Genomic DNA, 25,932 nt, shown 5'->3' on the forward strand with positions numbered 1-25,932 from the left:
ACGATGGCGAATTATAGCACCAACGAGTTCAAGGGCGGCCTAAAAATTATGATGGACGGCGAACCTTGCAGTATCTTAGAAAATGAAATGGTAAAACCGGGTAAAGGCCAAGCGTTTAACCGTGTTCGTATCCGTAAGCTTATCTCTGGCAAGGTACTTGAAAAAACCTTTAAATCGGGTGAATCGGTTGAAGGTGCTGATGTAATGGATACCGATTTAGCGTACCTATATACAGACGGTGAATTTTGGCATTTCATGAACAATGAAACATTTGAACAAATCGCTGCTGACGAAAAAGCACTGGGCGATGCTGGCAAATGGTTAGTTGAAAACGATGTATGTACTATTACATTATGGAACGGCAGCCCAATTGCTGTAACTCCACCAAACTTTGTTGAGCTTGAGATCACTGAAACTGATCCGGGCCTTAAAGGCGATACAGCGGGCACGGGTGGTAAACCAGCAACGCTTAGCACAGGTGCTGTAGTACGTGTTCCATTATTCGTACAAATTGGCGAAGTAATTAAAGTAGACACTCGTAATGGTGAATACGTGAGCCGTGTTAAGTAAGCAGCAACGCGTCTTATTAATTAAATCCCGGCTTAAGCTGGGATTTTTTTTGGAGAAAATATGTCAGCAGATCTTTGGAAGCCGAGTGCCAGCATAGAAATACTTAAGCAACGCGCAGCAATTATGCGCAGCATTCGGGAATTCTTTTATGAGCGTAATGTAATGGAAGTCGAAACACCGAGTTTAAGTGCTGCCAGTGTAACCGATGTGCATTTAGCCAGCTTTAATACTACATTTGTGGGCCCAGGCCATGCTGGTGGGCTACCCCTGTTTTTGCAAACATCTCCAGAGTTTGCGATGAAACGCTTGTTAGCGGCCGGCTCAGGCGCTATTTTTCAGCTTTGTAAGGCATTTCGAAATGAAGAAGCGGGCAGTCATCATAATCCTGAATTTACTATGCTTGAATGGTATCGGCCTGGGTTTGACGAATTTGCTTTAATGGACGAAATAGATGAGCTAATGCAGCTCATTCTTGAGGTTGCTCCTGCAGAGCGCGTTACCTACCAACAGGCATTTGAACGCGCGTTAGGGGTCGATCCATTAACTGCCTCTATCACGCAGTTACAACAACTCGCATGCGATCATGGCTTTGCTGATATTGCTAAAAACGAGACTCATAAAGATACCTTGCTGCAATTATTATTTTGTATGAAAGTAGAGCCAACAATAGGACAAGATAAGCCATGTTTTGTGTATCACTTTCCGGCATCACAAGCGGCACTGGCACAAATTTGTGAACACGATGAGCGAGTAGCAGGGCGTTTTGAGTTGTATTATAAAAATATGGAACTGGCTAACGGCTTTAATGAGCTCACTAATGCTAAAGAACAAGCAAAAAGGTTTAACGAAGATAACGCCTATCGTGCTGCTAACGGCTTAAAGCAAGTTCCTATGGATACGCGTTTAATTGCTGCATTGGAACATGGTTTAGAGCAATGTGCGGGGGTTGCATTAGGGATTGATAGACTCGTGATGCTAGCAACCAATAAACAAAAAATAAAAGAAGTGATTGCGTTTGATGTGGCAAGAGCTTAAAGCAGCTAATTGCTTTTAGCGGTCAGCTATCAGATAAAAAACACCGCGTTTGCATTAAACGCGGTGTTTTCTATTCTCGAACTGACAACTGGTTCGCTGTATTACAGATTAAGCGTAAACGTAACGCCGGCCACACGTGGCTCACCTAGTTGAATGTAAGTTTGACTTGTATAACCATCTAACGGGTTGTTACCAAATTCAAAACCGCGAGTTGGAACGGTTTCATCAAACACATTACGTGCCCATGCACGAACAGCCCAGTTTTCTGCTTCGTAACCAAGGCTCGCATTTACTAAGTTTGTATTTGGAGCTTGTGCATTATGGCTGTCTGAGAAGTAATAATCGTCTTTTCCTTCAACGCCTAACATTGCATATAGCTCATCAGTAACATTGTAGCGTGCACTAAATGCGTATTGGTATTTAGGCGCTTGTGCTTGCTCGCGGCCATCTTGGTTTAAGCCCGACTTAGTGACAAAGTCGTTTATTTTCGTATCTAAATAGCCAGCGCTACCGCTAATGAGTAAATTATCAGTAAGTAAGTAGCTGCCTTCAATTTCAAGACCGTAGTTGCTGCCAGAGCTGGCATTGGCGACATAACCGGTAAATTGTTGATCTGATACTTGCCACGACTTTAATTGAATATTATCGCGGTGCATATAAAATGCCGCTAAGCGCAGGGTAAACTTGTCATCTAGCGATGAACCTTTAACGCCAAACTCACCACTCCACAAGTATTCTGGATCAAAGCTGGTATGCTGTTTGAAAAAATCAGCATCTAAGCTTAAACCTTCATCTTTTGCTTTTGCTAGCGCTTCTGAATTAATACCACCAGCTTTGTAACCGCGGGTGATACTGGTGTAAATCATGGTACGGTCAATAACTTGGTATTCAAGTGCAATTTTACCACCGAGCATAATATCGTCAGTTTCTTCAATAAAACCGTTACTATCGGTGTAATCTCCTTGATATTGCTCAACTCGTAAACCAGTAATAAGCGTAGTTTTTGGGCCAATTGCTGTGGCTAATTGGCCATAAGCTGCAATGTTATTAGTTTCATAGGTTGAAGCAAACGGGTTGGCTAACCACGTATATTGACGCTCTAAATCCACATCACGGTTTTGATAGTAAATACCCGCAACCCAGTTACCTGCTTTACCAGTAAATTGCAGATCGAGCGCTTGATCATCACGATCGCGGCTATAAATATCTGTTGAACTATAACCATCAGGATGTAAACCGGCGGCACATAATTGCGGCTTATTAGTATCGTTACACACCCAGTCTTCATCAAAGCTATAAAAAAGTTCTGTATCAATGGCTGAAAGGTTTAAGCTGACATCAAAGGTATCAAAACCAGTGTAAGTATTATTCAGGCCAATAGCATAACTTTGTTGATTATCTTCGCCTGGTTGATCAGCAAGACTGTTGCGAGAATTATCAAGAGTAAATGCATCGTAGCCGTTATTAATATCGATATAATGCAGGTTAAGTTCTGAATTTAAATGAGCTGTGAGTTGGCTGTTTAATTTAAAGCGTGCAACTTGCTCATCTTGATCTTGAGTGGGTTTATCTAAATAAAGGTTGTCTACGTAGCCGTCAGACTTTCTGCGAAAGTAGCTAACGCGGGCACTGGTGTCATCTGTTAAGCCTGTACTAGCAGCAAGGCCTGCTTCGTGGCTGTTATAAGTGCCAGCACCTAAATGTAATTTTAAGCTAGGATCGCTGGTTGCACTAGCTGATTGCATTTGGATCATGCCCGCCATGCCATCTGCACCAAAACGCGTACCTTGAGGACCACGGTAAATTTCTACTTGGTCAATATCAAACAATAATGAACTACCACCTAAGCCTGAATAATTAATACCGTCAATTACTAAGCCCACAGATGGGTTTATCGGGTCAACAAACTGCGAGCGTAAACCGACACCGCGAATTTGAATATAACGACCGCGAGACGCACCAGCAGCAAAGTTTACATTGGCTGCACTGGCTAACATTTCGTCTAAATACGTTGCACCACGTTGATTCATTTCATTTTCAGAAAATAAGCTGGCACTGGCGCTTAATGTTTGAATGCTTTCTTGCTGAAAGTCACCGGTAACAATGATTTTCTCTAGCTCGGTGTCATCTGCGTTAGCATATATAGGTGCTGCGAGCAGGGGTAATAACGTGGCTGTAATTAAAGACAAACGTAAGTTCATTAGGTTACTTAACTCCATTTTAGGGACTTGTATGGTAGCAATTATTTCAACACTTGTGCTATAAACGCGGCAATTATACGTTAAATAATTGGGATTACTAATATGACCTTTAAAGTAGACTTTAAGGTACGCGACTACGAATGTGACCTACAAGGTATTGTGAATAACAGTGTTTATTTTAATTATCTTGAGCACGCTCGCCACGAGTTTTTATACGCACACGGCGTTGATTTTGCACAACTTGCGAAAGATAAAATTAACTTAGTGGTGATACGCAGTGAAATGGATTACAAACATTCCCTACTACCAGGGGATGAGTTTTATGTGGCGGTAGAGCCTGTGCGTATTAGTCGTCTTAAGTTTGCATTTAAACAAACGGTAGTGCGCAAACAAGATGAAAAAATGATGCTCAATGCCTTGGTTATTGGTACATCGGTTAATGAGAAAGGTCGGCCATTTTTACCACCACAGATAGATAACTTATTCCAAGCCGTTGCATAGTTTTAAATAGCATGAATTTTAAACAAAAATTTACATTTAAAATATGCATTTTTAACGGATAAACCTGACAAATATTGATACTATTACATTAATTAGACAATAAGTTAGTAGTAACATGAAATTAGCAGCAATACCGATGCTCGTAATCGGTTTATGTGTTGGTTGCGCATCAACAGGGACAGTTACCACTGAGCAGCTAAAATATACACAATGGCAATTATCAAAGGTTGATGATTTGGCTATTCCCGCGTCCTTTAAAGCATCAATGAGTTTTATAGAAGCGCTACAAATAAACGGCTTTGCCGGATGTAATAAGTTTTTTGGTGAAGGCTCACTTGAAGACAGTAGCCTGAGCGTAAGCAAATTAGGTATGACACGTAAATCATGTGGCCCTGAACTGGATGAGTTTGAACAACAGTTTTTACAAGCTCTGCAGCAAGGTGCAGTGCTTAACATGCAAGACCAAACATTGGTAATGCAAGCTGAACAAAAATTTGTGTTTATCCCAAAATAATTTTTGAGTTTTGAAAAACAGCCCCTTGCAGGGAATTTTCAACTGACGTACACTCATCGCAGATTTGATCAAAACATTATCAAATCAACGAAAAATTCAAATACTTGTCGGAGTGCCTAAGTTTTATTTAGGCTGAGATCGCGAAAGCGGGATCCGTGAACCTGATCAGGTTAATACCTGCGTAGGGAACAAGCTGCCTAACTAGGACGCTTGTGCGTCTTTTTTTATGCGCACAAAAAAGCAACATCCGTCTTAGGCCGCAAAGTCGCATAAAGCTACTTTACGATCTTTCTCTATTCCTCAGCGGAATATCTGACAAGACAACCCTTTAGCAATGAGGTAAGTCATGTCAAATACAACAAATAAAGCCACCCGTCGCGAAACTCGTGCGGCCGCATCAGATTATATTTATAACCTTACAGGGCAACCATTCCCAAGTTCTCATAAAGTGTATGTTGAAGGCACGCAAGAAAATGTACGTGTGGGTATGCGTGAAATCACATTGAGCGATACTTTTATTGGTGGTGATGAGCAAAACCCAGTATATGAGTCAAATGCACCACTGCGTGTTTACGATACATCAGGCCCGTATACCGACCCTGAATTTAAATTGGATGTGCGCAAGGGACTTAATAAATACCGTGAACAATGGATTGAGAGCCGTAATGATACCGAAGTACTCGAGTCGGTAACCTCACAGTTTGCACAGCAGCGTATGGCTGATGATGGGCTAGATCATATTCGCTTTGAACACTTGCCAAAAATTCGCCGTGCAAAAACGGGTAAAAATGTCACGCAAATGCATTATGCTCGCCAAGGGATAGTCACCCCAGAAATGGAATATGTAGCGATACGTGAAAACATGGGGCGTGCGCAAATACGTGAAGAGTTACTAGCTGCGCAGCATAAAGGGGAGTCGTTTGGCGCGAGTATTCCTGAGTTTATTACTCCTGAATTTGTTCGCGATGAAATTGCTCGTGGACGCGCTATTTTGCCTAATAATATTAATCACCCAGAAACCGAGCCTATGATTGTTGGTCGTAACTTTTTAGTTAAAGTTAACGCCAATATAGGTAATTCATCAGTGGGTTCATCTATCGAAGAAGAAGTTGAAAAAATGGTGTGGTCAACCCGCTGGGGTGCTGACACAGTAATGGATTTATCAACAGGACGTTACATTCACGAAACCCGTGAATGGCTGGTACGTAATTCACCAGTACCTATCGGTACTGTTCCAATTTACCAAGCACTTGAAAAAGTAAATGGCGTAGCAGAAGACCTAACCTGGGAAATATTTCGCGACACCCTGATTGAACAAGCAGAACAAGGCGTTGATTACTTTACCATTCATGCTGGTGTGCTGCTACGTTATGTACCAATGACAGCAAAGCGCGTAACCGGTATTGTGTCACGTGGTGGCTCAATTATGGCTAAATGGTGTTTAGCGCACCACAAAGAAAACTTCTTATACACTCACTTTGAAGATATTTGTGAAATTTTAAAACAATACGATGTGTGTTTTTCACTAGGGGACGGTTTACGTCCGGGTTCTATTGCCGATGCGAACGATGAAGCGCAATTTAGTGAGCTTCGTACCTTAGGGGAACTGACTAAAATAGCTTGGAAGCATGATGTACAAGTGTTCATAGAAGGCCCTGGGCATGTGCCTATGCATATGATCAAAGCCAATATGGATGAGCAACTTAAACATTGCGATGAAGCGCCATTTTATACCTTAGGCCCACTGACCACAGATATTGCCCCTGGGTATGATCATATTACCTCGGGTATTGGTGCAGCGCAGATTGCTTGGTATGGCTGTGCCATGTTGTGTTACGTAACACCCAAAGAGCATTTAGGTTTGCCAAATAAAGAAGACGTTAAAGAAGGCCTTATTACCTACAAAATTGCCGCTCATGCCGCCGATTTAGCGAAAGGTCACCCTGGCGCACAAGAGCGAGATAACGCGCTATCAAAAGCGCGCTTTGAATTTAGATGGCATGACCAATTTAATATTGGTTTAGACCCGGTTCGTGCCCGTGAATATCATGATGAAACACTGCCGCAAGAATCAGGCAAAGTGGCGCATTTTTGTTCTATGTGTGGCCCTAAATTTTGTTCCATGAAAATAACCCAAGAAGTACGCGACTACGCCAAAGATCTACAAGCGCGCGGTATTGATCCTAATAATGTGGGTGATGCCATTGAAATCAAAATGGTTGATGTTGAGGCCGAGATGAAAGCCAAATCTGAAGAGTTTAAGCAAACAGGCTCAGAGATTTACCATAAAGCAATATAAAATAGGTTGCGGGTTGCGAGCATCGAGTAGCGAAATGTTTATTTTAGCACCTTGTTGCTCGAAGCCAGAGACCCGCAGCTCGCAGCTAAATGTAGGAGTGTTTATGTTTTATGACATTGCTGTGGTGGGCTTTGGTTTAGCAGGGCGGTTGGCCGCGCTTGAGTTAAGTAAGCAACATCGTGTTACCGTATTTGAAGCCGATGATGAACATACTCAGAACAGTGCCGGTAAAGTGGCAGCAGCGATGCTAGCCCCCCTAGCTGAGTCTGTTATGTGCGAACGTGAATTGGCTTTAATGGGAGTGGATTCTATTACTCGCTGGCCTGCTATTTTAGAACAACTAAATAGCGAGGTATTTTTTCAACAGCAAGGTACCCTAGTGGTTGCTCATCCGCAGGATAAAGGCGACTTACAAAGCTTTGCACAGCGAATCAAGCCGTTACTAAATTTTAGTGCTCAAGCAATTAATGCACAGCAAATTGAGCAACTAGAACCTGAACTGGCTGGTCGATTTAGCCAAGGCCTATTTTTGCCCGGTGAAGCGCAGATAGATAACCAAGCCTTTTACAAAGCCAGCTTTAGGTTGCTAAATAAGCGCAAAGTAAAGTTTGTATTTAATCAGCGCGCCAGCATCTTTGATAACAAAGTGAATAATCGAGAGTTTGATTACATTATTGATTGCAGAGGGCTTGGAGCCAAACAAGAACAGCCCCTTCGAGGCGTGCGCGGGGAAGTGGCAAGACTCTATGCACCCGAGGTTAATTTATCTCGGCCAGTGAGGTTAATGCATCCGCGTTATCCTATTTATATAGCACCTAAGCCGAACCATGAATATGTGATTGGTGCCACCGAAATTGAGTCTCAAGATAACGGGGCGGCAACGGTGCGTTCAACGTTGGAGTTACTTTCAGCCGCTTATACAGTGCACAGCGGTTTTGCCGAGGCTCGACTGCTAAATATTCAAACCGGGCTTCGCCCTGCGTTTAGCGATAACTGCCCACAAGTTACACAACTGGGGCAGGTAATTAGTATTAATGGATTATACCGCCATGGCTACATGCTCGCGCCGAGTTTAGTTGCTGATGCTGTTGCCAGAATAGAGTGAGGAATGATGGATATAATAATTAATGGTAAAGAGCTCACCCTAACAAGTAGCGAACTAAAACAGTGTTTAATTGAGTATGGTGCTAAAGCACCATTTTCAGTAGCCATTAATGGCCAGTTTGTACCTCAAGAGCAACATGCTAACTACACACTTAATGATGGTGATTGCATTGATGTGTTATCTCCGATTCAAGGAGGGTAACCATTATGTTACCTCCCGATAATATCACTATTTATGGCGAGCAATTTTCAAGCAGATTACTGATTGGCTCTGCGCTTTACCCATCTCCCGCGACGATGACAAAAGCAATTAATGCTTCAGGAGCGGATATTGTTACTGTGTCTTTACGTCGCCAGCAAAGTGCAGCCGCAGGAGATGATTTTTGGCAACTTATAAAGAATACAGGACTCAAAGTTTTACCTAACACAGCAGGATGTCACAGTGTTAAAGAGGTCATTAATTTAGCTAAAATGTGTCGAGAAGTATTTGCTACCGATTGGATTAAGCTGGAATTAATTGGCGATGACTATAACTTACAACCAGATCCTTTTGCTTTGCTTGAAGCCACTGAAATTTTAATCAAAGATGGGTTTAAAGTACTGCCTTACTGCACCGATGATTTAGTGCTTTGCCAACGATTAGATGAGTTAGGCTGCGAGGTGCTGATGCCATGGGGCGCGCCAATTGGTACCGGTAAGGGATTATTAAATAGTTATAACTTAAAGGCGATACGGGAGCGTTTACCTAACAGCACATTAATTGTTGATGCTGGGTTAGGTTTACCATCGCATGCCTGCCAAGCCTTAGAATTAGGGTATGATGCGGTATTATTAAATTCAGCCATAGCGGGTGCGGGTTGCCCTATTACCATGGGACGTGCATTTAAAGCAGCTGTTGAAGCAGGGCGCTTTGCTTATAACGCCAAAGCAATGCCAGAAAAAGACGTTGCGGCCCCATCAACCCCCACCATGGGTATGCCATTTTGGCATCAAACGTAAAAAATTAGGAAGTAGGTCATTATGAACAATGTAGTATGGACGATTGCGGGCTCAGACTCCGGCGGTGGCGCAGGTATTCAAGCTGATATTAAAGCAATGCAAAGCTTTGGTGTGCACGGTTGTACTGCGATTACCGCACTAACAGCACAAAACAGTTTAGGCGTTGAGGCGATTAATGCCGTCTCTACTGATGTGATTGAGTCGCAGTTATTGGCACTCGAAAAAGACATGAAAGCCAAAGTAATTAAAATTGGTATGTTAGCTAACGTGCAGCAAATTCAATTGATCAGTGAGCATATTAGCCATTACAAAGCGAAGTGGCCAACCCCGCCGGTGATTGTGTACGACCCTGTGGCTATTGCCTCAAGCGGTGACGTACTAACAGAAGAAGACACTGTAAGCGCGATTAAAGAATGCCTATTACCGCTGGTGGATGTAATTACCCCTAATACCCATGAAACACAGTTATTAACAGGTGTGTATTTAATTGGCCCCGCAGCAATTAAAGAAGCAGCAAGCAAACTAATGGCATGGGGTGCCAAAGCGGTGGTTATAAAAGGCGGGCATTGGGACTACCCAAGTGGTTACTGTATTGATTACTGCTCACAAGGTAATGAAGAGTACTGGTTGGGTAATGAAAAAATTCAGGTTCCGCACAATCATGGCACTGGCTGTAGTATGGCGTCTGTTATTGCTGCATGTCTTGCAAAAGACTATCCGTTAAAAGATGCGTTTATTTTAGCTAAAGCCTATATAAACCAAGGTTTAAAGCAATCAGTTCGCTATGGCGAGGGGATAGGGCCGGTTGCACAAACGTCGTTTCCGACTGACCTAGCGCATTACCCTCAAGTGATTGAAGCGGGTAGTTGGTTGGGTGATGAGCTAGATTTTGATGTACCGCTTGATTTTAATATGGCAGCTGACTTTGCTGCGTGTGAAAGCAAAGCGCTTGGCGCTTATGCGGTAGTCGATAGTGTAGAGTGGTTAGAAAAATGCTTACAAAATGGTATTAAAACAGCGCAGTTAAGAGTTAAAAATAAAAGCGAAGATGAGCTGGAACAATTAGTCGCAAGCGCGGTCGCTTTGGGTCAGCAATACAGTGCGCATGTGTTTATTAACGATTACTGGCAGCTGGCAATTAAACATGGCGCCTATGGTGTGCATTTAGGACAAGAAGACTTAGAGAGTGCAAATTTAGCGGCTATAAAAGAAGCAGGCCTGCGACTTGGGCTTTCTACCCATGGCTTTTATGAAATGCTTCGGGCGCATAATTACCGCCCAAGCTACATGGCCTTTGGCGCGATTTACCCTACCACCACCAAAGACATGGCAGGGCAAATTCAAGGGCTTGAAAAGCTAACTCGATTTGTGCCATTAATGCAAAGTTATCCTACTGTGGCTATTGGTGGAATTGATTTAAATAGGGCGCAAGAGGTTGCTAAAACTGGCGTGGGCAGTGTAGCCGTGGTACGTGCTATTACCGAGGCTGATGATTATGTAGAGGCAATCAATACCTTAAAATCGGTGATAAATGAGAATGCCTGCTAACATGCAAACGCAGCAGCTCAGCGACAAAGAAACTCTACGTTATAGCCGCCACTTATTATTAAAAGAGGTGGGGCTTGAGGGGCAGTTAACACTTAAAGCGGCAACGGTTGCTGTGGTAGGTGCAGGTGGACTAGGAAGTCCTGCGCTACTTTATTTAGCAGCTGCTGGTATCGGCACACTAATATTAATTGATGACGATACCGTTGAACTCTCTAATTTACAGCGGCAAATACTGTATAAAGTGAATCACTTAGGGCAGCAAAAAGTAAATGCAGCAGGGAAGGTGCTTGCGAGCCTTAACAATCAAATAAACATAGTGACTCACTCGCAAAAGTTGAGCGATGCTAACAGTGATGCACTATTTAGTAACGCCGATATCGTACTTGATTGCTCTGATAACTTTGCGACTCGTTACACCGTCAATCGTTTTTGCGTAAACAACAAAACACCACTAATTTCTGCAGCAGCGCTAGCAACCCAAGGGCAATTAATGGGCTTTGACTTTAGGCAAACAGATAGCCCTTGCTATGGCTGCGTATTTCCACAAAATGATGCTAACCCTGTTGTTAATTGCGACAATGCGGGCGTTATTAGTCCCTTACTTGGTGTAATTGGCTCTATGCAGGCACAGCTAACTCTTAATATGTTGTTAGGTCATTGTGGTGGGAGTGTGTTTATAACCTTTGACGCATTAAGCTTAAAGCAACAGCATTTTAAGATGGCTAAAAATTTAGCGTGTAGAGAGTGCGGTAAGTATGAGTAATGAACAGCTTCGCTTTTAACCTGAGCAAGCTCTTCGTCTACAAAAAAACACCGCGTTCAATACAATAAACGCGGTGCTTTTTAATTTCGATCTGACAACTGGTACTATTTATTAATCATCAATTTTTGCAAACGCAGTGCCTAAACGAGTTACCGTTTCAGGGCGTTGATCATCAAAAATATCGGCTTTATCTGCACCCCATGCAAGCACAACTGTTGAGCCTAATTTAAAGCGGCCCATTTCTTCCCCTTTCTTAAGGGTGATCATGTTTTCGCCTTTAGTTGGGTAGTTCCAGCTAAACACATCGCTGCCAGCTGGTGGAGTGACTGTGCCAGCCCAAATAGTTTCTATGCTAGCAACAATTGTTGCGCCTACAAGGACCATAGCAAGCGGGCCAATTTCAGTTTCAAAAATTGCTACTACACGCTCGTTACGGGCAAATAAATTCGGTACGTTTTGCGCGGTAAGTGGATTTACCGAAAATAAATCGCCCGGTACGTAAATCATTTTGCTTAGCGTGCCATCAATTGGCATATGAATACGGTGGTAGTCTTTTGGTGCCAAGTAGATAGTTGCAAATTTACCGCCTAAAAACGGCGTTGTGTCGTCTTCTGAGCCACCTAGCAACGCTTGTAAGCTGTAATCATGACCTTTAGCTTGGATTAGTTGGCCGTCAACAATATCGCCAAGTTGGCTGATTGCGCCGTCAACAGGGTGAATAATAATATCCTCATCTTCAACCATGGGACGAGCACCGTCTTTTAACGGACGGGTAAAAAATTCATTAAAGGTTTTATAGTGAGCAGGGTCAGAATATTTAGCCTCACTCATATTTATTTTGTATTGTTTAATAAATAATTTAATTAGCGTTGTTGTTAATGCGCCCGCTTTTGCAGCTGCAAGCTTACCTACTACACGAGAAATAAAGTGCTTTGGCATAGCATATTGCATGGCGATTTTAAATTTATCTAAACTCACAGGTTTTTCCCTAATTATACGCGAGGCGCACGCGCGCCGGCACGGCCATCGGCCATGGTTTCTAAAATACGATGATAGCTTTCAAAACGTAACTTTGAGATATCGCCATCAGCGACTGCTTGCTGAATTATACAGCCTGGATCGTTTAAGTGTTTACAGTCTCTAAAACGGCATCCACCTATAAACTCTCTAAATTCTTTAAAGCACCAAGTGACTCGTTCAACATCTAAATGCCATAAACCAAACTCACGAATACCCGGTGAATCAATTAAGTTACCGCCACTTGGTAAATGATGCAGACGCGATACTGTGGTGGTGTGCTGGCCTAGACCGCTGTTTTCAGACACTTCTTTAGTCAAAATTTCAGCATCCGGCAGCACTGTGTTTACTAAGGTGGATTTACCCACACCACTTTGGCCAACAAAAATATTGTTTTTTTCTACAAGTACTTCTTTTAATTCATTAATGCCTTCGCCGGTTATATTACTAACTAGCAGCACCTGGTAATTAAGTTTGCGGTAAATATCGAGTATTTGTTGGATTTCGTTTAAACCAGTTTCATCAATTAAATCAATTTTATTAAGTACTAAAATCGGCTCAATGCCCATGTCTTCGCAGGCAATTAAATAGCGGTCGATAATGCTTGGCGTAAACTCAGGCAATACTGCTGATACCATTAAAATTTGGTCTATATTCGCGGCAATAACTTTTACACCGTCGTAAAAATCAGGGCGCGTTAACTGTGAACGACGTTCTTGAGTTGCTTCAATAACACCCGCTAAATCGCCTTCACTTACTTTTGCACGACGAAATAATACCTCATCGCCACATACTAAATTCGATACGGTACGGCGAATATTACAGCGAAGAACATCGCCATTTTGGGTTTCTACGTCGGCATGTTGGCCAAAGCGGCTAATAACAATCGCATTTTCCACTTGACCTAAATTATCTGTTTGCCACTCTTGCGCGCCGACTTTTGCCGGTTTTTTATCGGCATTCGATAAACGCTTTTGATGATTGGCCTTGATCCTACGGGATTGGCCTTTACTTAATTTTTTCTGTTTTGCCACTTGAGGCCTATAACCTGAGTTAAATGCCGAGTTTGCCAAAAAAAGCTTTAGCTCGACGGTTGATGCTAATATGATATATCGAAATGCGTTGGATCTAAAGAAAAGCACCGTTTAAGGTAATTATGACTATTAATAAATCAAATTTAATTTGGCTCGATCTGGAAATGACCGGACTTGAACCAGAGACTGACAAAATACTTGAAATTGCAACTGTTGTCACTGACGCTGATCTGAATATATTAGCCGAAGGGCCAACGATTGCCATTCATCAAAGTGATGAACTACTGGATGGCATGGATGAGTGGTGTACAACTCAGCATGGCAAATCTGGATTAACGGCTCGCTGTAAGGCAAGCACGTTTGATGAAGCTTATGCCGTGGAACAAACCCTCGCGTTTTTAAAGCAATGGGTGCCAGCGGGTGCTTCACCTATGTGTGGTAACTCGATAGGCCAAGACCGTCGCTTTATGAATAGGTATATGCGCGAGCTTGAAGACTTTTTTCATTACCGTAATTTAGATGTCAGTACCATTAAAGAACTTGCTCGTCGTTGGAAACCAGATGTGTTGGCTCAAGTGAATAAAAAAGGGTCGCATTTAGCGTTAGACGACATTAAAGATTCGATTATGGAATTAAAGGTTTACCGAGAAAAGTTTTTTAATTTATAAAAAATACTTGCAAAGCCCCCTAATTATTGTAGAATCCTGCCCCGCTCAAGACGATAACCCCCGCGGGGTTAGTGTGTTTGGGCTTAGGTTAAAAGAACAGGTTTAATATTGATAGAACCTAGAACCTAGAACCTAGAACCTAGAACCTAGAATGCGGCACTAGCTCAGTTGGTAGAGCGCGACCTTGCCAAGGTCGAGGTCACGAGTTCGAGCCTCGTGTGCCGCTCCAATTTCTCACCAAAGAAATTGCAGCACAAGACAAAAAGTTAAAGTTGATATAATGCGGCACTAGCTCAGTTGCCAGAATGTTGAACGCGACCCGTCGCGCACCAACGGACAAATTACTGACTATTTTGAATGCGGCACTAGCTCAGTTGGTAGAGCGCGACCTTGCCAAGGTCGAGGTCACGAGTTCGAGCCTCGTGTGCCGCTCCAATTTCTAACCAAAAGAAATTGTAGTAAAATTAGAATACGATATTAAATGCGGTACTAGCTCAGTTGGTAGAGCGCGACCTTGCCAAGGTCGAGGTCACGAGTTCGAGCCTCGTGTACCGCTCCAATCTTATTTACTTTCCAGATATTCATTCTCAAATAGCAAAAAATGACCCATACGCGAATCATTATAAATTTAATTTATGTAACTTTTTTGAAATGTTCAATGTGTGCGAATGATCTATGTTGTAAAATCTAAAACGCTTCGCCTTGCAAAGTTGCAATAATGTGCCTTGAACCACCATGATCACGGTGCTCACCTAAGTATATTCCTTGCCAAGTTCCCAGCGCTAACTGACCGTGACTAATCGGGATAGTTAATTCGCAACCTAAGGTACTGGTTTTTATATGGGCAGGCATATCATCATCGCCTTCATAGTCATGACGGTAATAAGGCTGGCGCTCTGGAACAAATTGATTAAAGTGGCTTTCCATATCCATACGCACGGTAGGATCGGCATTTTCATTAATGGTTAAGCTGGCTGAGGTGTGTTGAATAAATAAGTGTAATAAACCAACTTTAAATTGGCTTATTTGTGGGAGTTGATTGAGTATGTCGTTATCAATTAAATGAAAGCCCCGCGAGCGAGGCTTTAATGTAATTGTGGTTTGCGACCAGCTCATAGCTTATCGAAACTCACTTCTATATTTGCATTACCTGCGTCACTGGTAAACGGCATAAGAATTTTTTTGCCGTCACTTTTGTGAGTAATAGTGTGGTTTTTACCAGACACAACAATGGGTGTTGCCATGGCAAAATCATAGCCTTTTTCACCTAATAAATTCTTAGCACCACCGGTAACCATATTAGTTATTTCACCGACCATGTCGGTCACTTCTTCATTTATGTCGTCTGGTCGTTCGCCTAACATTCGTTCCATAATGGTCAGCGCTAAACCTTCGTCGAAGGTAATTGAAAATGAACCGCGAGTTTGAGGGCCAACCATACCAATTAATCCCGATACATCACCACAGGCTATCTCATCTGTTTTAATGCGTGGCTTGCCTGGTTTTAACTGAGTTTGAGCCATAGTGCTCAATACATTCATCAAAGAAGCTAAAAAGGGATTAATGAACTCTACATTCATATTAGATGTCCTTAAATTGGTACTGATAAAGGTTATACGCAAAGTATAGCTATAGTCGCTTACCTATGCTCGGCAAGAGTCACATTTACCATGTGCTTCTATTGTTTGCCCGGAAACTACAAAGCCACTTTCGGCTGCCAAGTTATTGAGCTCATGTGAAATTACTGTTGAGTGCAGCTCTTTAACAAAGCCGCAGCTATCACAAATTAATAGCTGAACAGGATGAATATGATCAAAATGATGACACAGCATAAATGCATTGGTGCTTTCAATTTTATGAATAAAACCGAGTTCGGCTAAAAAGTCTAAAGCACGATAAATCGTTGCAGGTTTAGCACCTGTTTCAGTGACTTTCAATTGCTCAAGTAAATCGTACGCCCCCACACCACCTTGGGCACTGGCCAATAAACGAAATACCTTCTCGCGAATTGGTGTGAATCGCGCACCACGGTTGTCGCACACTTGTTTTGCTTTACTTACGAGTGATTCTATATTCATCTTCTCTCATCCTTACGCTGCCGTGATATACTAACATACTGTATTGTAGTTGCAGCGTTTTATTAACCGATTTAGTGAAAAGGTACTCATTAATGCATGAACTATTAGCTATATTTATTTTCTTTTTTGCGGTTATCGATCCAATTGGCACAATCCCGGTTTTTATCGCCGTAACTCGTGGAGATGACGACAAGTTTAAGCGTAAAGTGATTTTTAAAGCCGTGGGTGTGTCTGCTTTAGTGCTGTTATTTTTTGTAGTTGCTGGCGAGCAATTACTGAATGTGATTGAGATCCCGCTCTCGGCATTTCAAATAGCGGGTGGTTTAATTTTATTAATTTTTGCACTCTCCATGACCTTTGGTGAAAGCAAGCCTGAAGCTGAAATTAAAAGTGTTAGAGACAGCACTGAAACCGCTATTTTTCCGCTCGCTATCCCATCAATAGCCAGTCCCGGTGCCATGTTAGGTGCGGTATTAATGACACGCAATGAGGAATATACCTGGGTTGAACAAATGATTACTTCATCAATGATGTTAGCTGTTTTAGTGGTGGTACTGATTTTGTTATTACTTGCTACGCATGTACATAAAATAATAGGTGATAGCGGGGCGAGTATTATTAGTCGAATTATGGGGTTAATTTTAAGCTCAGTCGCGGTGACTAATATTTTAAACGGTATTGCACAATACTTTGGCTTGCAAGTGTTTGCTTAATATTGCTGCGCATAGGGCTTTTGTGTAAAATGCAGCGCCGTTTAAGCTGTGCTTAAATTATAAATTTTTGAGGATCACATTTTGGATAAACGTACTTTAAATCGGCGCTTTAGCGTGGCACCCATGCTTGATTGGACTGATCGCCACTGTCGTACGTTTCATCGTAAAATGACAAAACACACCGTGCTCTACACTGAGATGATCACAACTGGCGCTATTTTATTCGGTCGTGGTGACTACTTGCATTTTAATCAGCACGAAGGCCCTGTGGCATTGCAATTAGGTGGATCAGACCCGCAAGCGCTAGCACAGTGTGCCAAGCTTGCTGGTGAGCGCGGTTATGATGAAATAAACCTTAATGTAGGTTGTCCGTCAGATCGTGTGCAAAATGGACGTTTTGGTGCCTGTTTAATGGCCGAGCCTAATTTAGTTGCAGAGTGTGTTGCTGCAATGAAAAGTGAAGTGAATATTCCGGTTACAGTTAAAACTCGTATTGGTATTGATGAGGAAGATTCTTATGAATTTTTATGTGCTTTGATAGAGGCTTCACATAAAGTTGGCTGTGATGACTTTATTATTCATGCGCGCAAAGCATGGCTAAAAGGATTGAGCCCGAAAGAAAATCGCGAAGTTCCTGAGCTTAACTACCCCCGAGTTTATCAGCTTAAAAAAGATTACCCTCAACTTGATTTAAGTATTAACGGTGGTGTTAAAACCATTGAGCAAAGTCTTGAGCATTTACAGTACATAGATGGGGTTATGGTGGGCCGAGAGGCTTACAGTAATCCATTTATGCTTAATGAAGTAGATGAAAAAATTTATGGTGATGCGGCTAATACTCAGTCTCGACATGATGTTGTACGCTCTATGTATGATTATATTGAAGAAGAGATGCGTTTAGGGGCTAATTTTTGGCATGTTGCACGCCACATGCTGGGTATTTTTCAGGGGCAACCCGGTGCGCGTGGCTTTAGACGCCACTTATCTGAAAATGGTCATGGTAAGCAAGCTGATTTAAGTGTTATGGATAAAGCGTTAAGTTACGTACCCGAGTAATGCCAATTTAATGCAATTGGCGTAACAGATCCTCTTTATAGAAAAAGCCACCTCAGGTGGCTTTTTTTGATCCCAAATTTTAGTCAAAAATGTAATTTATTAGCCAATTCGACTTAATTTCATTCAGTGACTAGTCATTAACTTACCCGCCAAAAATAATTTAAATTATTGATATTTAATGAAAATAAAAGAATTTTAAGTTGTTGGCATAACTCTTGGAATCCTGTTGATGTATAAATAAAAAATCATCAGGAGAATAACATGGGTATATTTAATCGCGTAAACGACGTCATTCAAGCAAATATCGTAGCTATGCTTGATAAAGCTGAAGATTCAGAAAAACTACTTAATTTGATGCTAACCGAAATGCAAGAGGCGCTTAATGAGTGTCGTAGCACCGCGGCGGCATTATTATGTGAAGAAAAAAATATTAAACGTCAAATAAGCAATAAACAACAAGCGCTCACAAATTGGCAATTAAAGGCCGAACATGCCATTGCAAAAAATCGTGACGATTTAGCTAAATCAGCACTAGCTGAAAAACACACAGTTGAAAAAAACATAGAATGCTTACAAACACAGCTTGAGACATTGCAGCAATCAATTGTAAAAATCACAGAGGACTGTGAGCGCCTACAGCAAAAAATGACACAGGCTAAAGCTAAGCAAGCACAACTTGTAAAGCGTGAAAATGTGGTTGAGGCAAGAGCAAAGATAAATACTCAGCTGCAGAGCGATAAAGTGGCCACTGCTTTATCACGATTTGAGCAAATTGAGCGTCGTGTTGAGAGTGTTGAATCGCAGGTTGAAGCATATGAGCTGACAGATACAGCGAGCAATACTGCGACGCAAATTGAGTCACTGGTTAAAAACGAAAAAATTGATGCAGAACTGGCAAGTTTAAAAGCGAGTTTAAATACTGCTAACAAACAAACAGCCTAAGGAGATTGTTATGAATAATTTTAATACGCATCGTCGTTGGTATAAAAATACGCTTAACAAAAAAATATCAGGTGTCTGTAGTGGGTTAGCCTACCGATTAGACTTTCCGGTATGGTCTACTCGTTTAGTCACCGTTTTATTATTTTTAAGTTTTCCGTTTGCAGTGGCGCTAGGTTATTTAATTGCGCACTGTTGTCTTGAAGAAAAAGCAGTGTAAGGGGAACGACATGAAAACTCTCGCCGTATGCCTACTTATTGTTACATTATTTTTGATTAATAGCGGCTCGATAATTCATTTTGATGTATGGCAATTTCCGTTGTGGATCTCAGATATTAGTTGGACTGGTATAGAGCTTATTGGGGCGTTAATCGCCATTATTGTTGTTATTGCGATTGCTGCTTTGGTAACTATGGGGCTTGTTGGCGCGGCGATGGTGGCACTGGCTGGAACTATATTAGCCTTTTTATTCGGATCACTGATGATTGCTTGGCCATTATTGTTTGTGGCAGGGTTGTGCTGGTTAATCGCAGATAACAAAAAAGTGGCTTCTTAAACTTAAATTAGCTGCCTAATATTAGGGAATTATGATAAATTTGGACTATATTTTTATGTTTTAACAAGGATTTTACTGATGATTAAACAATGTATTTTAAGTGCAAGTGCATTATTGGTGGGTGTTTTTTCGTCTTCGTTATTGGCGCACGAAGGGCATGAACACGATAGTGTTGTTGCGCAATTACAAGTAACAAATGCGCAAGTAAGAGAGTTTTTACCTGCCACTAAAGCCAGCGTGGGTTATTTTAGTATTGAAAACCACAGTAATGTGCCGGCAACACTCACAAGAGCGACCATAGATGGTTTAGGTCGTGTTGAGATCCATGAGCACGTCCACGCTGATGGCATGATGAAAATGCAAAAAGTAGAATCATTGCTTATTAAAGCTCACCAGCAACTCGATTTTAAGCCTGGAAGCTACCATTTAATGGTGTTTGAACCACAAGAGCCGTTAAAAGTAGGTCAAGAACGCAAACTCACGCTATATTTTGAAGACGGGAATCGAGTATTCACCAATGCGAAAGTAGTTTCGCTAGCATCACAAGCTGAGCCTGTAAAAGCATCAAAAGATCATAGTCATCATTAGGGGGATAAATGTCACAGCATAAAGGAAAAATAATAACGGCATTGGTATTATTGTTTGTCGTATTTTACGCTATTGCAGTGTACTGGAGCATAGAGCCTGCACGTTTTGATGTGGTACAAAATGCCAAGCAGCAAGCGCAGCAACGCAGTGAAAAGCCAGTAACAGGATATGTAACCACTTCAACACTTATCACCGTCGCTGATACCCTCTTAACTAAGTCAGGCGGTTACTTATCAAATGATGTACTGCCACCGAGCGTAATAATGGACAACATGCCCGCTTGGGAGTATGGCGCGTTGGAAATGGTGCGTGATTTAGCACTATCAATGCGAAAAGATTTTAGTCGTTCACAGTCACAATCTACTGAGCACGAAGCGCTTAAAAAAGCACAGCCACAATTTAATATTAGTTCTGAAGCATGGGCATGGCCAAGTGCTGAGGGCGAATATCAGAAAGGTATTGATTACTTATTAGTTTACCGTTCTCAAATTGCGAATCAGCATGAGCGCGATAGCCAATTTTACTCACGTGCAGATAATTTACGCAGTTGGTTAAAAGAAGCTGAAAAACGCTTAGGTAGTTTAAGCCAACGTTTGAGTGCGAGTGTAGGTCAAGACAAGGTAAATACCGATTTAGCAGGCAACTCTTCAAATACACAAGCTACTTATACGCCATTACAACAACAAGTAAGAACATCGTGGTGGGAAATTGATGATGTATTTTATGAGTCACGCGGTGCTACTTGGGCTTTACTGCATTTTTTACAAGCGGTTGAATATGATTTTGCCGAAGTACTTGATAAAAAGAACGCCCGTGTTAGTTTACAACAAATTATACGCGAGCTTGAAGCGACCCAAGAAACCGTTTGGAGCCCAATAATTTTAAACGGCAACGGATTCGGTTATGTCGCCAACCATTCACTCGTTATGGCAAATTATATCTCTAGAGCCAATGCGGCACTGATTGAACTTAGCGAATTATTAGCGCAAGGATAAAAAATGAAAAAGTATTGTATAGCAGCAGCCTTATCAATGGCATGTTTAGCACCTGTAGCACAAGCCGATACTGTATTGGGTTTGTATGTAGGGGTTGATGGTTGGAAAGCCGATAATGACGGTAGCTTTTCTGATAATAATAACGCCCTACAAAACTTCAATTTTGAAGATGAGACTTTTGTTAGCTATTACGCTGCACTTGAGCATCCGGTTCCATTAGTGCCAAACTTAAAACTAAAATACACTGAGCTTGAACTAACCGGTTCAACGCAACTTGAAGATACATTTAGCTTTAATGGCTCTGATTATATTGTTGGCACTGATGTTAATTCAGTCACTGACTTATCGCACATTGATTATATTCTTTACTATGAGATTTTTGATAACGACTTAATCTCAATTGATTTAGGTATTAATGCTAAGCAGTTCGATGGTGAGCTTGTGGTAACAGGTACATCACAACAAGGTGGTGCTAACTTCACTGAAATTGAAGAGTTCTCAGGTGTAGTACCTTTAGCATACGGACGTTTTGAAGCGGGTTTACCATTTAGTGGTTTAAGTGTTTTTGCTGAAGGCAGCTTTTTAGCCATTGATGACAGTAAAGTACGAGATTACCAAATGGGTATTGCTTGGGAGTTTATTGATAATCTAGCCGTTGATGTTGCGGTTAAAGCGGGCTACCGCTCTATGGTTTTAGAGCTTGATGATGTAGATGATATTAATACTGATATTGATGCATCGGGGCCATTTGCGGGCATACAAGTTCACTTTTAAGCACCGATTAGTTTAATGAAAAGCCACCTTGTGTGGCTTTTTTTAGTTATTTTGAAGTGTGCCACACTAATTCAAATTCCCCTTCAAATGCTGCACCAATTAACTGTTTGTACACTTTATTAATTGGGTAATTCATTAGTCTAAACAGTTCATCACCAGTTTGGGTAAACTTATAATAGCTTAGTACTAAGTCGTTACTTTTTGCTTTTAAAGTTAGTTTTTGAGTTAAAAAGGAGAGGGTGATCTCTTGTCCTGCTTTTAATGCAGCGGATTCAATTTCTTTACGATAAAGCAAGTTTAAGTCCATTAAGGTCAATACATCAGGAAAGCTCACACCGCTTTTACCTATGCTTAATGACACTTTATTTCCCTTGCCTAATAAATCAAATAACGAGGGCTTTTTGTAATAACCTAAAAATATTAGGTGACTACTATCCTTTTCGTTATACCCTGAAATAGACACACACTTTCTTAATGAATCCGCTTCGCGCTGGGTCATATGTTTGAGGGTTTGTAAGCTTTTTATAGAAAAGGTACCTGGGCTAATGGTTTCGCCAGTAAAAATTTTTGCCCATAATGTTTGCATTGATTGATTTGAGGTATCTTCACACAAGGCAATAAAGTGCTCTACCCAATCGGCATCAGGCTGTTTAGCGCAGGCTACATCAGGACAAAATTCCATTGCCAAGGCTAAAATAGTCTCGATATTTTGTTGTTGTTTTATTAGCAGTAGATCTTGTCTTTTTTGTGCTCGAGCTAACACTGAATGCTCGCTATTAATACGGTAAAGAGACTTTGCTTTTCCCTGCGTATTATAGGTTTTTTCATCAGCTGCAGGCGTATTACTCACTTTTGTGACCGAGTAACCTAACAGTGACTCAATAATATTGGCAAGTTTAATTCTGGCTTGTGCGGTTTTGACTGTCATGGCTTTCCATTATTGCTTGTGCATCACTGAGTTGGGCTACCGTCTTTAAGTTATTTAGCCCTAGGGTGACTATATTGCTTAATATATTTTCAGCAAATATAGCAACATAGCCAGATATAAGCGGCACAGTTGCTTGTCCTTCTATATGCCAGGTTACAGTTTTTGCATGGGGGCTAAATAGTAATCGGCTAGTAATAATATGTTCTTGATTAAATAATACATTAAATACAACTTCATTGGCGTTTAATGAAGTGATTGTCATTTCGCCTTGCCCCCACTTTCCTTGCCAAGATTGATAGGCTCCCGCACCAGCACTAGGTTCACCAATACTAAATTCAATATTGGGATCTATTTGCTGCCACGGCGACCATTTGTACCACTGAGTAAAATCTTCCACTAATGACTTTATAACAGGAGGGCGGGCATTTATTTTAATGCTTTTTTGCACGTGATAGTTTTGTGGTAAAAGTAATCCCACAACAACAAACGCCAACAGTAAGATGGCTGAAAACTGCATTAATTGTTTAAGTAGTTTAATAGGTATGCCTCATTGGTTTTAATATTACAGCATCTATGAATTATTAATAATCACAGCTTATTTAATAGTTTAGCCTAGAGTCGATCATTTTTATCTAGTTTATCTACTTTAAATAAATCTAAAAGCAGACATTAGCAGTAATCAGCTTAGATGATTTGTCTGTTTTAGTAATGCGATAAAGGTAAACAATTTTTAATCAGTGCTTTCATTTTGTGCTATATCAACGTGGATGTCGATAGGGTATAATTCGCGCCTTTTGTTATTGAACGGCCAATTTTATGAGCACATTAAAAGCTGATCGCGGCTTATTCTCATACCCTAAGTATTGGGCTGAGTGTTATGGCACAGCCCCATTTTTACCAACAACACGCGAAGAAATGGACGCGCTTGGCTGGGATAGCTGCGATATTATTATTATTAGCGGTGATGCTTATGTAGACCATCCTAGTTTTGGGATGGCCGTAATTGGCCGTGTGCTTGAAGCACAGGGGTTTAGAGTGGGCATTATTGCTCAGCCTGATTGGAACTCGAAAGATGCCTTTATGGCATTGGGTAAGCCTAACTTATTTTTTGGTATTACAGCCGGTAACATGGATTCGATGATCAATCGTTACACCGCTGAAAAACGAATGCGCCATGATGATGCTTACACACCGGGAAATGTAGGTGGCAAACGCCCCGATCGCGCCGTGATCATATACTCGCAACGTTGTCGTGAAGCCTATAAAGATGTGCCGCTCGTGTTAGGGGGCATTGAAGCCAGCTTGCGTCGTATTGCTCATTACGACTATTGGCAAGAAAAAGTACGTCGTAGCGTATTATTTGACGCTAAAGGCGATATTTTAATTTATGGTAATGCCGAACGCCCGTTAGTTGAAGTGGCGCATCGTATCGCTGCGGGTGAAACCATAGATACCATACAAGATGTGAGAGGCACGGCGGTTATTCGTAAAGAGCCTTTACCCGGTTGGCGTGGCAGTGATTCAACAGCCATTGATAAAATTGGTAAAATAGACCCTATTCCTAATCCTTATGGGGCGGATGATGTGGGTTGTGCTAAATCAGAATTTAAGCAAGCGGGTATTGATTTAAAAGCCGAAGCTGCAAAACCAATTACCATACAGCCTGCGCGTCCTAAGCCATGGGAAAAAACTTACGTTAAGTTACCCGCTTTTGAGCAGGTCAGTGTTAATAAACCATTGTATGCCCATGCATCGCGTATTTTACACCAAGAAACCAACCCTGGTTGTGCAAGAGCGTTGTTTCAGCGTCATGGCGATCGCTCTATTTGGGTGAATCCGCCAGCCTATCCACTTGAAACCCAAGAAATGGATGATGTGTTTGGTTTACCGTATCAGCGTATTCCGCACCCAAGTTATGGCGACGACAAAATCCCTGCTTACGATATGATTAAAACGTCGGTAAACATAATGCGCGGTTGTTTTGGCGGCTGTTCGTTCTGTTCTATTACTGAGCATGAAGGGCGAATAATTCAAAGCCGATCTCAAGAATCAATTATTGAAGAGATTGAGCAAATTAGAGATAAAGTGCCAGGCTTTACTGGGGTTATTTCTGATTTAGGCGGACCAACCGCAAATATGTACAAACTGCGTTGTACCAGTAAAAAAGCAGAGAGTACCTGTCGCCGCTTGTCGTGTGTGTATCCTGATATTTGTAAGCATATGGATACTGATCATACCCCGACTATCGATTTATATAAAAAGGCGCGTGAGGTTAAAGGGATCAAAAAGATCTTAATTGCTTCAGGTGTGCGTTATGACCTTGCCGTACGTGATCCTCGTTACGTTAAAGAGTTAGTAACTCATCATGTTGGTGGGTATTTAAAAATTGCACCAGAGCACACTGAAGATGGCCCATTATCTAAGATGATGAAGCCGGGTATGGGTGCTTACGATGAATTTAAAGCGCTATTTGATAAGTACTCTAAAGAAGCGGGTAAAAAGCAGTATTTAATTCCATACTTTATTTCTGCTCACCCAGGGACTAAAGACGAAGACATGGTTAATATGGCTTTGTGGCTGAAATCGAATGACTTTAAGCTTGATCAAGTGCAAAACTTTTATCCGTCACCGATGGCTAATGCGACCACCATTTATCATACTGAAATGAACTCGCTACGCAATATTAAAAATAATACTGAGCAAGTTGCGGTGCCAAAGGGCGCGCGCCAGCGTCGTTTGCATAAAGCAATTTTACGTTACCATGATCCTGCCGGTTGGCCAATGATCCGTGAAGCCCTTCGTAACATGGGCAAAGCTAAACTCATTGGTAAAGGTCCAAATTGCTTAGTGCCAGAAGAAGGCAGAGATGAAAGGCAAGCCAAAGGCGGTAAAGGTAACAAGGGCGGTCGCCCTGCGCTTACTCGTCATACTGGCTTTAGTCAGTTTAAAAAAGCCAACACTAAACCTAAGGTGGGCGGTAATCGCCAGCGCGCAAGGTAAAGTAATTATCGGCTTAAACAAAAACACCGCGTATTGACGCGGTGTTTTTAT

General features: G+C 41.6%; 28 protein-coding genes, 3 tRNA genes and 1 riboswitch. Of the genes, 23 read left to right on the forward strand and 8 right to left on the reverse strand.

Annotated elements, in window-relative coordinates; genetic code table 11:
* The first annotated feature begins 3 nt into the window (after positions 1–3).
* Both efp and epmA read left to right on the forward strand, forming a co-directional pair.
* On the forward strand, positions 4–570 hold the full coding sequence (gene efp / locus PUND_RS01805) for an elongation factor P (RefSeq protein ID WP_010390517.1): 567 nt from the start codon (positions 4–6) through the stop codon (positions 568–570).
* A gap of 60 nt (positions 571–630) precedes the next feature.
* Positions 631–1,605 (forward strand): elongation factor P--(R)-beta-lysine ligase, encoded by a 975-nt coding sequence (epmA, locus tag PUND_RS01810; RefSeq protein WP_010390518.1) that lies wholly within the window; start codon positions 631–633, stop codon positions 1,603–1,605.
* A gap of 101 nt (positions 1,606–1,706) precedes the next feature.
* On the opposite strand, the gene PUND_RS01815 is transcribed toward epmA, so the two are convergent.
* A complete protein-coding gene (locus PUND_RS01815; protein ID WP_010390521.1) occupies positions 1,707–3,806 on the reverse strand; it encodes a TonB-dependent receptor in 2,100 nt (699 codons plus the stop codon).
* A gap of 102 nt (positions 3,807–3,908) precedes the next feature.
* Here PUND_RS01815 and PUND_RS01820 point away from each other — a divergent pair, with 102 nt between their 5' ends.
* The 8 genes from PUND_RS01820 (at position 3,909) to PUND_RS01855 (ending at position 11,534) form a co-directional block, all read left to right on the forward strand.
* Positions 3,909–4,307, forward strand: a complete 399-nt coding sequence (locus PUND_RS01820) for an acyl-CoA thioesterase (protein WP_010390522.1) — start codon at positions 3,909–3,911, stop codon at positions 4,305–4,307.
* A 115-nt stretch (positions 4,308–4,422) separates the two neighbouring features.
* Complete coding sequence (locus PUND_RS01825) at positions 4,423–4,821, forward strand: META domain-containing protein (RefSeq protein ID WP_010390523.1); 399 nt, start codon at positions 4,423–4,425, stop codon at positions 4,819–4,821.
* 98 nt (positions 4,822–4,919) lie between these two features.
* Positions 4,920–5,026: riboswitch (TPP riboswitch) on the forward strand.
* 141 nt (positions 5,027–5,167) lie between these two features.
* Positions 5,168–7,120: a phosphomethylpyrimidine synthase ThiC gene (gene thiC / locus PUND_RS01830; protein ID WP_010390524.1), complete on the forward strand. Its 1,953-nt coding sequence runs from the start codon at positions 5,168–5,170 to the stop codon at positions 7,118–7,120.
* Between the two features lie 103 nt (positions 7,121–7,223).
* The gene (locus PUND_RS01835; protein ID WP_010390525.1) at positions 7,224–8,225 is read left to right on the forward strand and encodes an FAD-dependent oxidoreductase; all 1,002 of its coding nucleotides are present in this window, start codon (positions 7,224–7,226) and stop codon (positions 8,223–8,225) included.
* A gap of 6 nt (positions 8,226–8,231) precedes the next feature.
* Positions 8,232–8,426 (forward strand): sulfur carrier protein ThiS, encoded by a 195-nt coding sequence (gene thiS / locus PUND_RS01840; protein ID WP_010390527.1) that lies wholly within the window; start codon positions 8,232–8,234, stop codon positions 8,424–8,426.
* 5 nt (positions 8,427–8,431) lie between these two features.
* The gene (locus tag PUND_RS01845) at positions 8,432–9,223 is read left to right on the forward strand and encodes a thiazole synthase (protein WP_010390528.1); all 792 of its coding nucleotides are present in this window, start codon (positions 8,432–8,434) and stop codon (positions 9,221–9,223) included.
* A 21-nt stretch (positions 9,224–9,244) separates the two neighbouring features.
* Positions 9,245–10,771 (forward strand): thiamine phosphate synthase, encoded by a 1,527-nt coding sequence (gene thiE / locus PUND_RS01850; protein WP_010390530.1) that lies wholly within the window; start codon positions 9,245–9,247, stop codon positions 10,769–10,771.
* Positions 10,755–11,534, forward strand: coding sequence for a HesA/MoeB/ThiF family protein (locus PUND_RS01855; RefSeq protein ID WP_041709645.1), 780 nt, complete (start codon positions 10,755–10,757; stop codon positions 11,532–11,534). Before thiE ends, PUND_RS01855 begins: the two co-directional genes overlap by 17 nt.
* Before the next feature lie 111 nt (positions 11,535–11,645).
* Here the strand turns inward: PUND_RS01855 and asd are convergent, their stop codons facing one another.
* Entirely contained in the window at positions 11,646–12,512 is an 867-nt protein-coding gene (gene asd / locus PUND_RS01860) for an archaetidylserine decarboxylase (RefSeq protein ID WP_010390533.1), read from the reverse strand.
* Positions 12,513–12,526: 14 nt separating this feature from the next.
* Positions 12,527–13,585 carry a small ribosomal subunit biogenesis GTPase RsgA gene (gene rsgA, locus PUND_RS01865; RefSeq protein WP_041709652.1) on the reverse strand — a complete coding sequence of 353 codons (1,059 nt, stop codon included), beginning with the start codon at positions 13,583–13,585 and terminating at the stop codon, positions 12,527–12,529.
* Positions 13,586–13,707: 122 nt separating this feature from the next.
* On the opposite strand from rsgA, the gene orn reads away from it, so the two are divergent.
* From orn to PUND_RS01885, 4 genes are all read left to right on the forward strand, one after another.
* A complete protein-coding gene (gene orn / locus PUND_RS01870) occupies positions 13,708–14,253 on the forward strand; it encodes an oligoribonuclease (protein ID WP_010390535.1) in 546 nt (181 codons plus the stop codon).
* Between the two features lie 153 nt (positions 14,254–14,406).
* A tRNA-Gly gene (locus tag PUND_RS01875) sits at positions 14,407–14,482 on the forward strand.
* Positions 14,483–14,612: 130 nt separating this feature from the next.
* Positions 14,613–14,688, forward strand: a tRNA-Gly gene (locus PUND_RS01880).
* A 48-nt stretch (positions 14,689–14,736) separates the two neighbouring features.
* Positions 14,737–14,812 (forward strand) — tRNA-Gly (locus PUND_RS01885).
* A 128-nt stretch (positions 14,813–14,940) separates the two neighbouring features.
* Here PUND_RS01885 and PUND_RS01890 read toward each other — a convergent pair.
* The 3 genes from PUND_RS01890 to PUND_RS01900 all read right to left on the reverse strand — a co-directional run bounded on the left by PUND_RS01890 (position 14,941) and on the right by PUND_RS01900 (position 16,331).
* Positions 14,941–15,369 (reverse strand): secondary thiamine-phosphate synthase enzyme YjbQ, encoded by a 429-nt coding sequence (locus tag PUND_RS01890; RefSeq protein WP_010390538.1) that lies wholly within the window; start codon positions 15,367–15,369, stop codon positions 14,941–14,943.
* Positions 15,366–15,833, reverse strand: coding sequence for a chemotaxis protein CheX (locus PUND_RS01895; protein ID WP_010390540.1), 468 nt, complete (start codon positions 15,831–15,833; stop codon positions 15,366–15,368). The genes PUND_RS01890 and PUND_RS01895 overlap by 4 nt, the downstream gene beginning before the upstream one ends.
* 63 nt (positions 15,834–15,896) lie before the next feature.
* Entirely contained in the window at positions 15,897–16,331 is a 435-nt protein-coding gene (locus PUND_RS01900; RefSeq protein ID WP_008115496.1) for a transcriptional repressor, read from the reverse strand.
* A gap of 92 nt (positions 16,332–16,423) precedes the next feature.
* On the opposite strand from PUND_RS01900, the gene PUND_RS01905 reads away from it, so the two are divergent.
* The 8 genes from PUND_RS01905 (at position 16,424) to PUND_RS01940 (ending at position 21,953) form a co-directional block, all read left to right on the forward strand.
* The gene (locus PUND_RS01905; protein WP_008115498.1) at positions 16,424–17,044 is read left to right on the forward strand and encodes a MarC family protein; all 621 of its coding nucleotides are present in this window, start codon (positions 16,424–16,426) and stop codon (positions 17,042–17,044) included.
* Positions 17,045–17,167: 123 nt separating this feature from the next.
* Complete coding sequence (gene dusA / locus PUND_RS01910) at positions 17,168–18,100, forward strand: tRNA dihydrouridine(20/20a) synthase DusA (protein ID WP_041709650.1); 933 nt, start codon at positions 17,168–17,170, stop codon at positions 18,098–18,100.
* Positions 18,101–18,361: 261 nt separating this feature from the next.
* Positions 18,362–19,042, forward strand: a complete 681-nt coding sequence (locus tag PUND_RS01915; protein WP_010390546.1) for a PspA/IM30 family protein — start codon at positions 18,362–18,364, stop codon at positions 19,040–19,042.
* 10 nt (positions 19,043–19,052) lie between these two features.
* Positions 19,053–19,259, forward strand: coding sequence for a PspC domain-containing protein (locus tag PUND_RS01920; RefSeq protein ID WP_010390548.1), 207 nt, complete (start codon positions 19,053–19,055; stop codon positions 19,257–19,259).
* A gap of 10 nt (positions 19,260–19,269) precedes the next feature.
* Entirely contained in the window at positions 19,270–19,596 is a 327-nt protein-coding gene (locus PUND_RS01925; protein WP_010390549.1) for a hypothetical protein, read from the forward strand.
* 78 nt (positions 19,597–19,674) lie between these two features.
* Positions 19,675–20,184 carry a copper chaperone PCu(A)C gene (locus PUND_RS01930; RefSeq protein ID WP_010390550.1) on the forward strand — a complete coding sequence of 170 codons (510 nt, stop codon included), beginning with the start codon at positions 19,675–19,677 and terminating at the stop codon, positions 20,182–20,184.
* Between the two features lie 8 nt (positions 20,185–20,192).
* Entirely contained in the window at positions 20,193–21,179 is a 987-nt protein-coding gene (locus tag PUND_RS01935) for a DUF2333 family protein (RefSeq protein ID WP_010390551.1), read from the forward strand.
* Between the two features lie 3 nt (positions 21,180–21,182).
* Positions 21,183–21,953 (forward strand): TIGR04219 family outer membrane beta-barrel protein, encoded by a 771-nt coding sequence (locus tag PUND_RS01940; RefSeq protein ID WP_010390552.1) that lies wholly within the window; start codon positions 21,183–21,185, stop codon positions 21,951–21,953.
* A 46-nt stretch (positions 21,954–21,999) separates the two neighbouring features.
* Here PUND_RS01940 and PUND_RS01945 read toward each other — a convergent pair whose 3' ends face one another.
* Complete coding sequence (locus tag PUND_RS01945; protein ID WP_010390553.1) at positions 22,000–22,881, reverse strand: TIGR03899 family protein; 882 nt, start codon at positions 22,879–22,881, stop codon at positions 22,000–22,002.
* Positions 22,850–23,398 (reverse strand): SRPBCC family protein, encoded by a 549-nt coding sequence (locus PUND_RS01950; RefSeq protein ID WP_010390554.1) that lies wholly within the window; start codon positions 23,396–23,398, stop codon positions 22,850–22,852. Before PUND_RS01950 ends, PUND_RS01945 begins: the two co-directional genes overlap by 32 nt.
* A 299-nt stretch (positions 23,399–23,697) precedes the next feature.
* Here PUND_RS01950 and PUND_RS01955 point away from each other — a divergent pair, with 299 nt between their 5' ends.
* Positions 23,698–25,881: a YgiQ family radical SAM protein gene (locus tag PUND_RS01955; protein WP_010390555.1), complete on the forward strand. Its 2,184-nt coding sequence runs from the start codon at positions 23,698–23,700 to the stop codon at positions 25,879–25,881.
* Positions 25,882–25,932: the final 51 nt, after the last annotated feature.

It is taken from the genome of Pseudoalteromonas undina (genome assembly GCF_000238275.3).
Lineage (GTDB): Bacteria > Pseudomonadota > Gammaproteobacteria > Enterobacterales > Alteromonadaceae > Pseudoalteromonas > Pseudoalteromonas undina.

Excerpts from the sequence above, each read along its gene's own strand:
- PUND_RS01815 (WP_010390521.1), bottom strand. The coding sequence starts at position 3,806 with ATGAACTTACGTTTGTCTTTAATTACAGCCACGTTATTACCCCTGCTC.
- thiC (WP_010390524.1), top strand. The coding sequence starts at position 5,168 with ATGTCAAATACAACAAATAAAGCCACCCGTCGCGAAACTCGTGCGGCC.
- PUND_RS01915 (WP_010390546.1), top strand. The coding sequence starts at position 18,362 with ATGGGTATATTTAATCGCGTAAACGACGTCATTCAAGCAAATATCGTA.
- dusA (WP_041709650.1), top strand. The coding sequence starts at position 17,168 with ATGCTTGATTGGACTGATCGCCACTGTCGTACGTTTCATCGTAAAATG.
- PUND_RS01890 (WP_010390538.1), bottom strand. The coding sequence starts at position 15,369 with ATGAGCTGGTCGCAAACCACAATTACATTAAAGCCTCGCTCGCGGGGC.
- thiE (WP_010390530.1), top strand. The coding sequence starts at position 9,245 with ATGAACAATGTAGTATGGACGATTGCGGGCTCAGACTCCGGCGGTGGC.
- PUND_RS01905 (WP_008115498.1), top strand. The coding sequence starts at position 16,424 with ATGCATGAACTATTAGCTATATTTATTTTCTTTTTTGCGGTTATCGAT.
- orn (WP_010390535.1), top strand. The coding sequence starts at position 13,708 with ATGACTATTAATAAATCAAATTTAATTTGGCTCGATCTGGAAATGACC.
- PUND_RS01955 (WP_010390555.1), top strand. The coding sequence starts at position 23,698 with ATGAGCACATTAAAAGCTGATCGCGGCTTATTCTCATACCCTAAGTAT.
- thiS (WP_010390527.1), top strand. The coding sequence starts at position 8,232 with ATGGATATAATAATTAATGGTAAAGAGCTCACCCTAACAAGTAGCGAA.
- PUND_RS01950 (WP_010390554.1), bottom strand. The coding sequence starts at position 23,398 with ATGCAGTTTTCAGCCATCTTACTGTTGGCGTTTGTTGTTGTGGGATTA.
- PUND_RS01855 (WP_041709645.1), top strand. The coding sequence starts at position 10,755 with ATGAGAATGCCTGCTAACATGCAAACGCAGCAGCTCAGCGACAAAGAA.
- PUND_RS01945 (WP_010390553.1), bottom strand. The coding sequence starts at position 22,881 with ATGACAGTCAAAACCGCACAAGCCAGAATTAAACTTGCCAATATTATT.
- PUND_RS01835 (WP_010390525.1), top strand. The coding sequence starts at position 7,224 with ATGTTTTATGACATTGCTGTGGTGGGCTTTGGTTTAGCAGGGCGGTTG.
- PUND_RS01895 (WP_010390540.1), bottom strand. The coding sequence starts at position 15,833 with ATGAATGTAGAGTTCATTAATCCCTTTTTAGCTTCTTTGATGAATGTA.
- PUND_RS01825 (WP_010390523.1), top strand. The coding sequence starts at position 4,423 with ATGAAATTAGCAGCAATACCGATGCTCGTAATCGGTTTATGTGTTGGT.
- PUND_RS01820 (WP_010390522.1), top strand. The coding sequence starts at position 3,909 with ATGACCTTTAAAGTAGACTTTAAGGTACGCGACTACGAATGTGACCTA.
- PUND_RS01920 (WP_010390548.1), top strand. The coding sequence starts at position 19,053 with ATGAATAATTTTAATACGCATCGTCGTTGGTATAAAAATACGCTTAAC.
- efp (WP_010390517.1), top strand. The coding sequence starts at position 4 with ATGGCGAATTATAGCACCAACGAGTTCAAGGGCGGCCTAAAAATTATG.
- PUND_RS01935 (WP_010390551.1), top strand. The coding sequence starts at position 20,193 with ATGTCACAGCATAAAGGAAAAATAATAACGGCATTGGTATTATTGTTT.
- PUND_RS01900 (WP_008115496.1), bottom strand. The coding sequence starts at position 16,331 with ATGAATATAGAATCACTCGTAAGTAAAGCAAAACAAGTGTGCGACAAC.
- PUND_RS01845 (WP_010390528.1), top strand. The coding sequence starts at position 8,432 with ATGTTACCTCCCGATAATATCACTATTTATGGCGAGCAATTTTCAAGC.
- epmA (WP_010390518.1), top strand. The coding sequence starts at position 631 with ATGTCAGCAGATCTTTGGAAGCCGAGTGCCAGCATAGAAATACTTAAG.
- PUND_RS01940 (WP_010390552.1), top strand. The coding sequence starts at position 21,183 with ATGAAAAAGTATTGTATAGCAGCAGCCTTATCAATGGCATGTTTAGCA.
- PUND_RS01925 (WP_010390549.1), top strand. The coding sequence starts at position 19,270 with ATGAAAACTCTCGCCGTATGCCTACTTATTGTTACATTATTTTTGATT.
- PUND_RS01930 (WP_010390550.1), top strand. The coding sequence starts at position 19,675 with ATGATTAAACAATGTATTTTAAGTGCAAGTGCATTATTGGTGGGTGTT.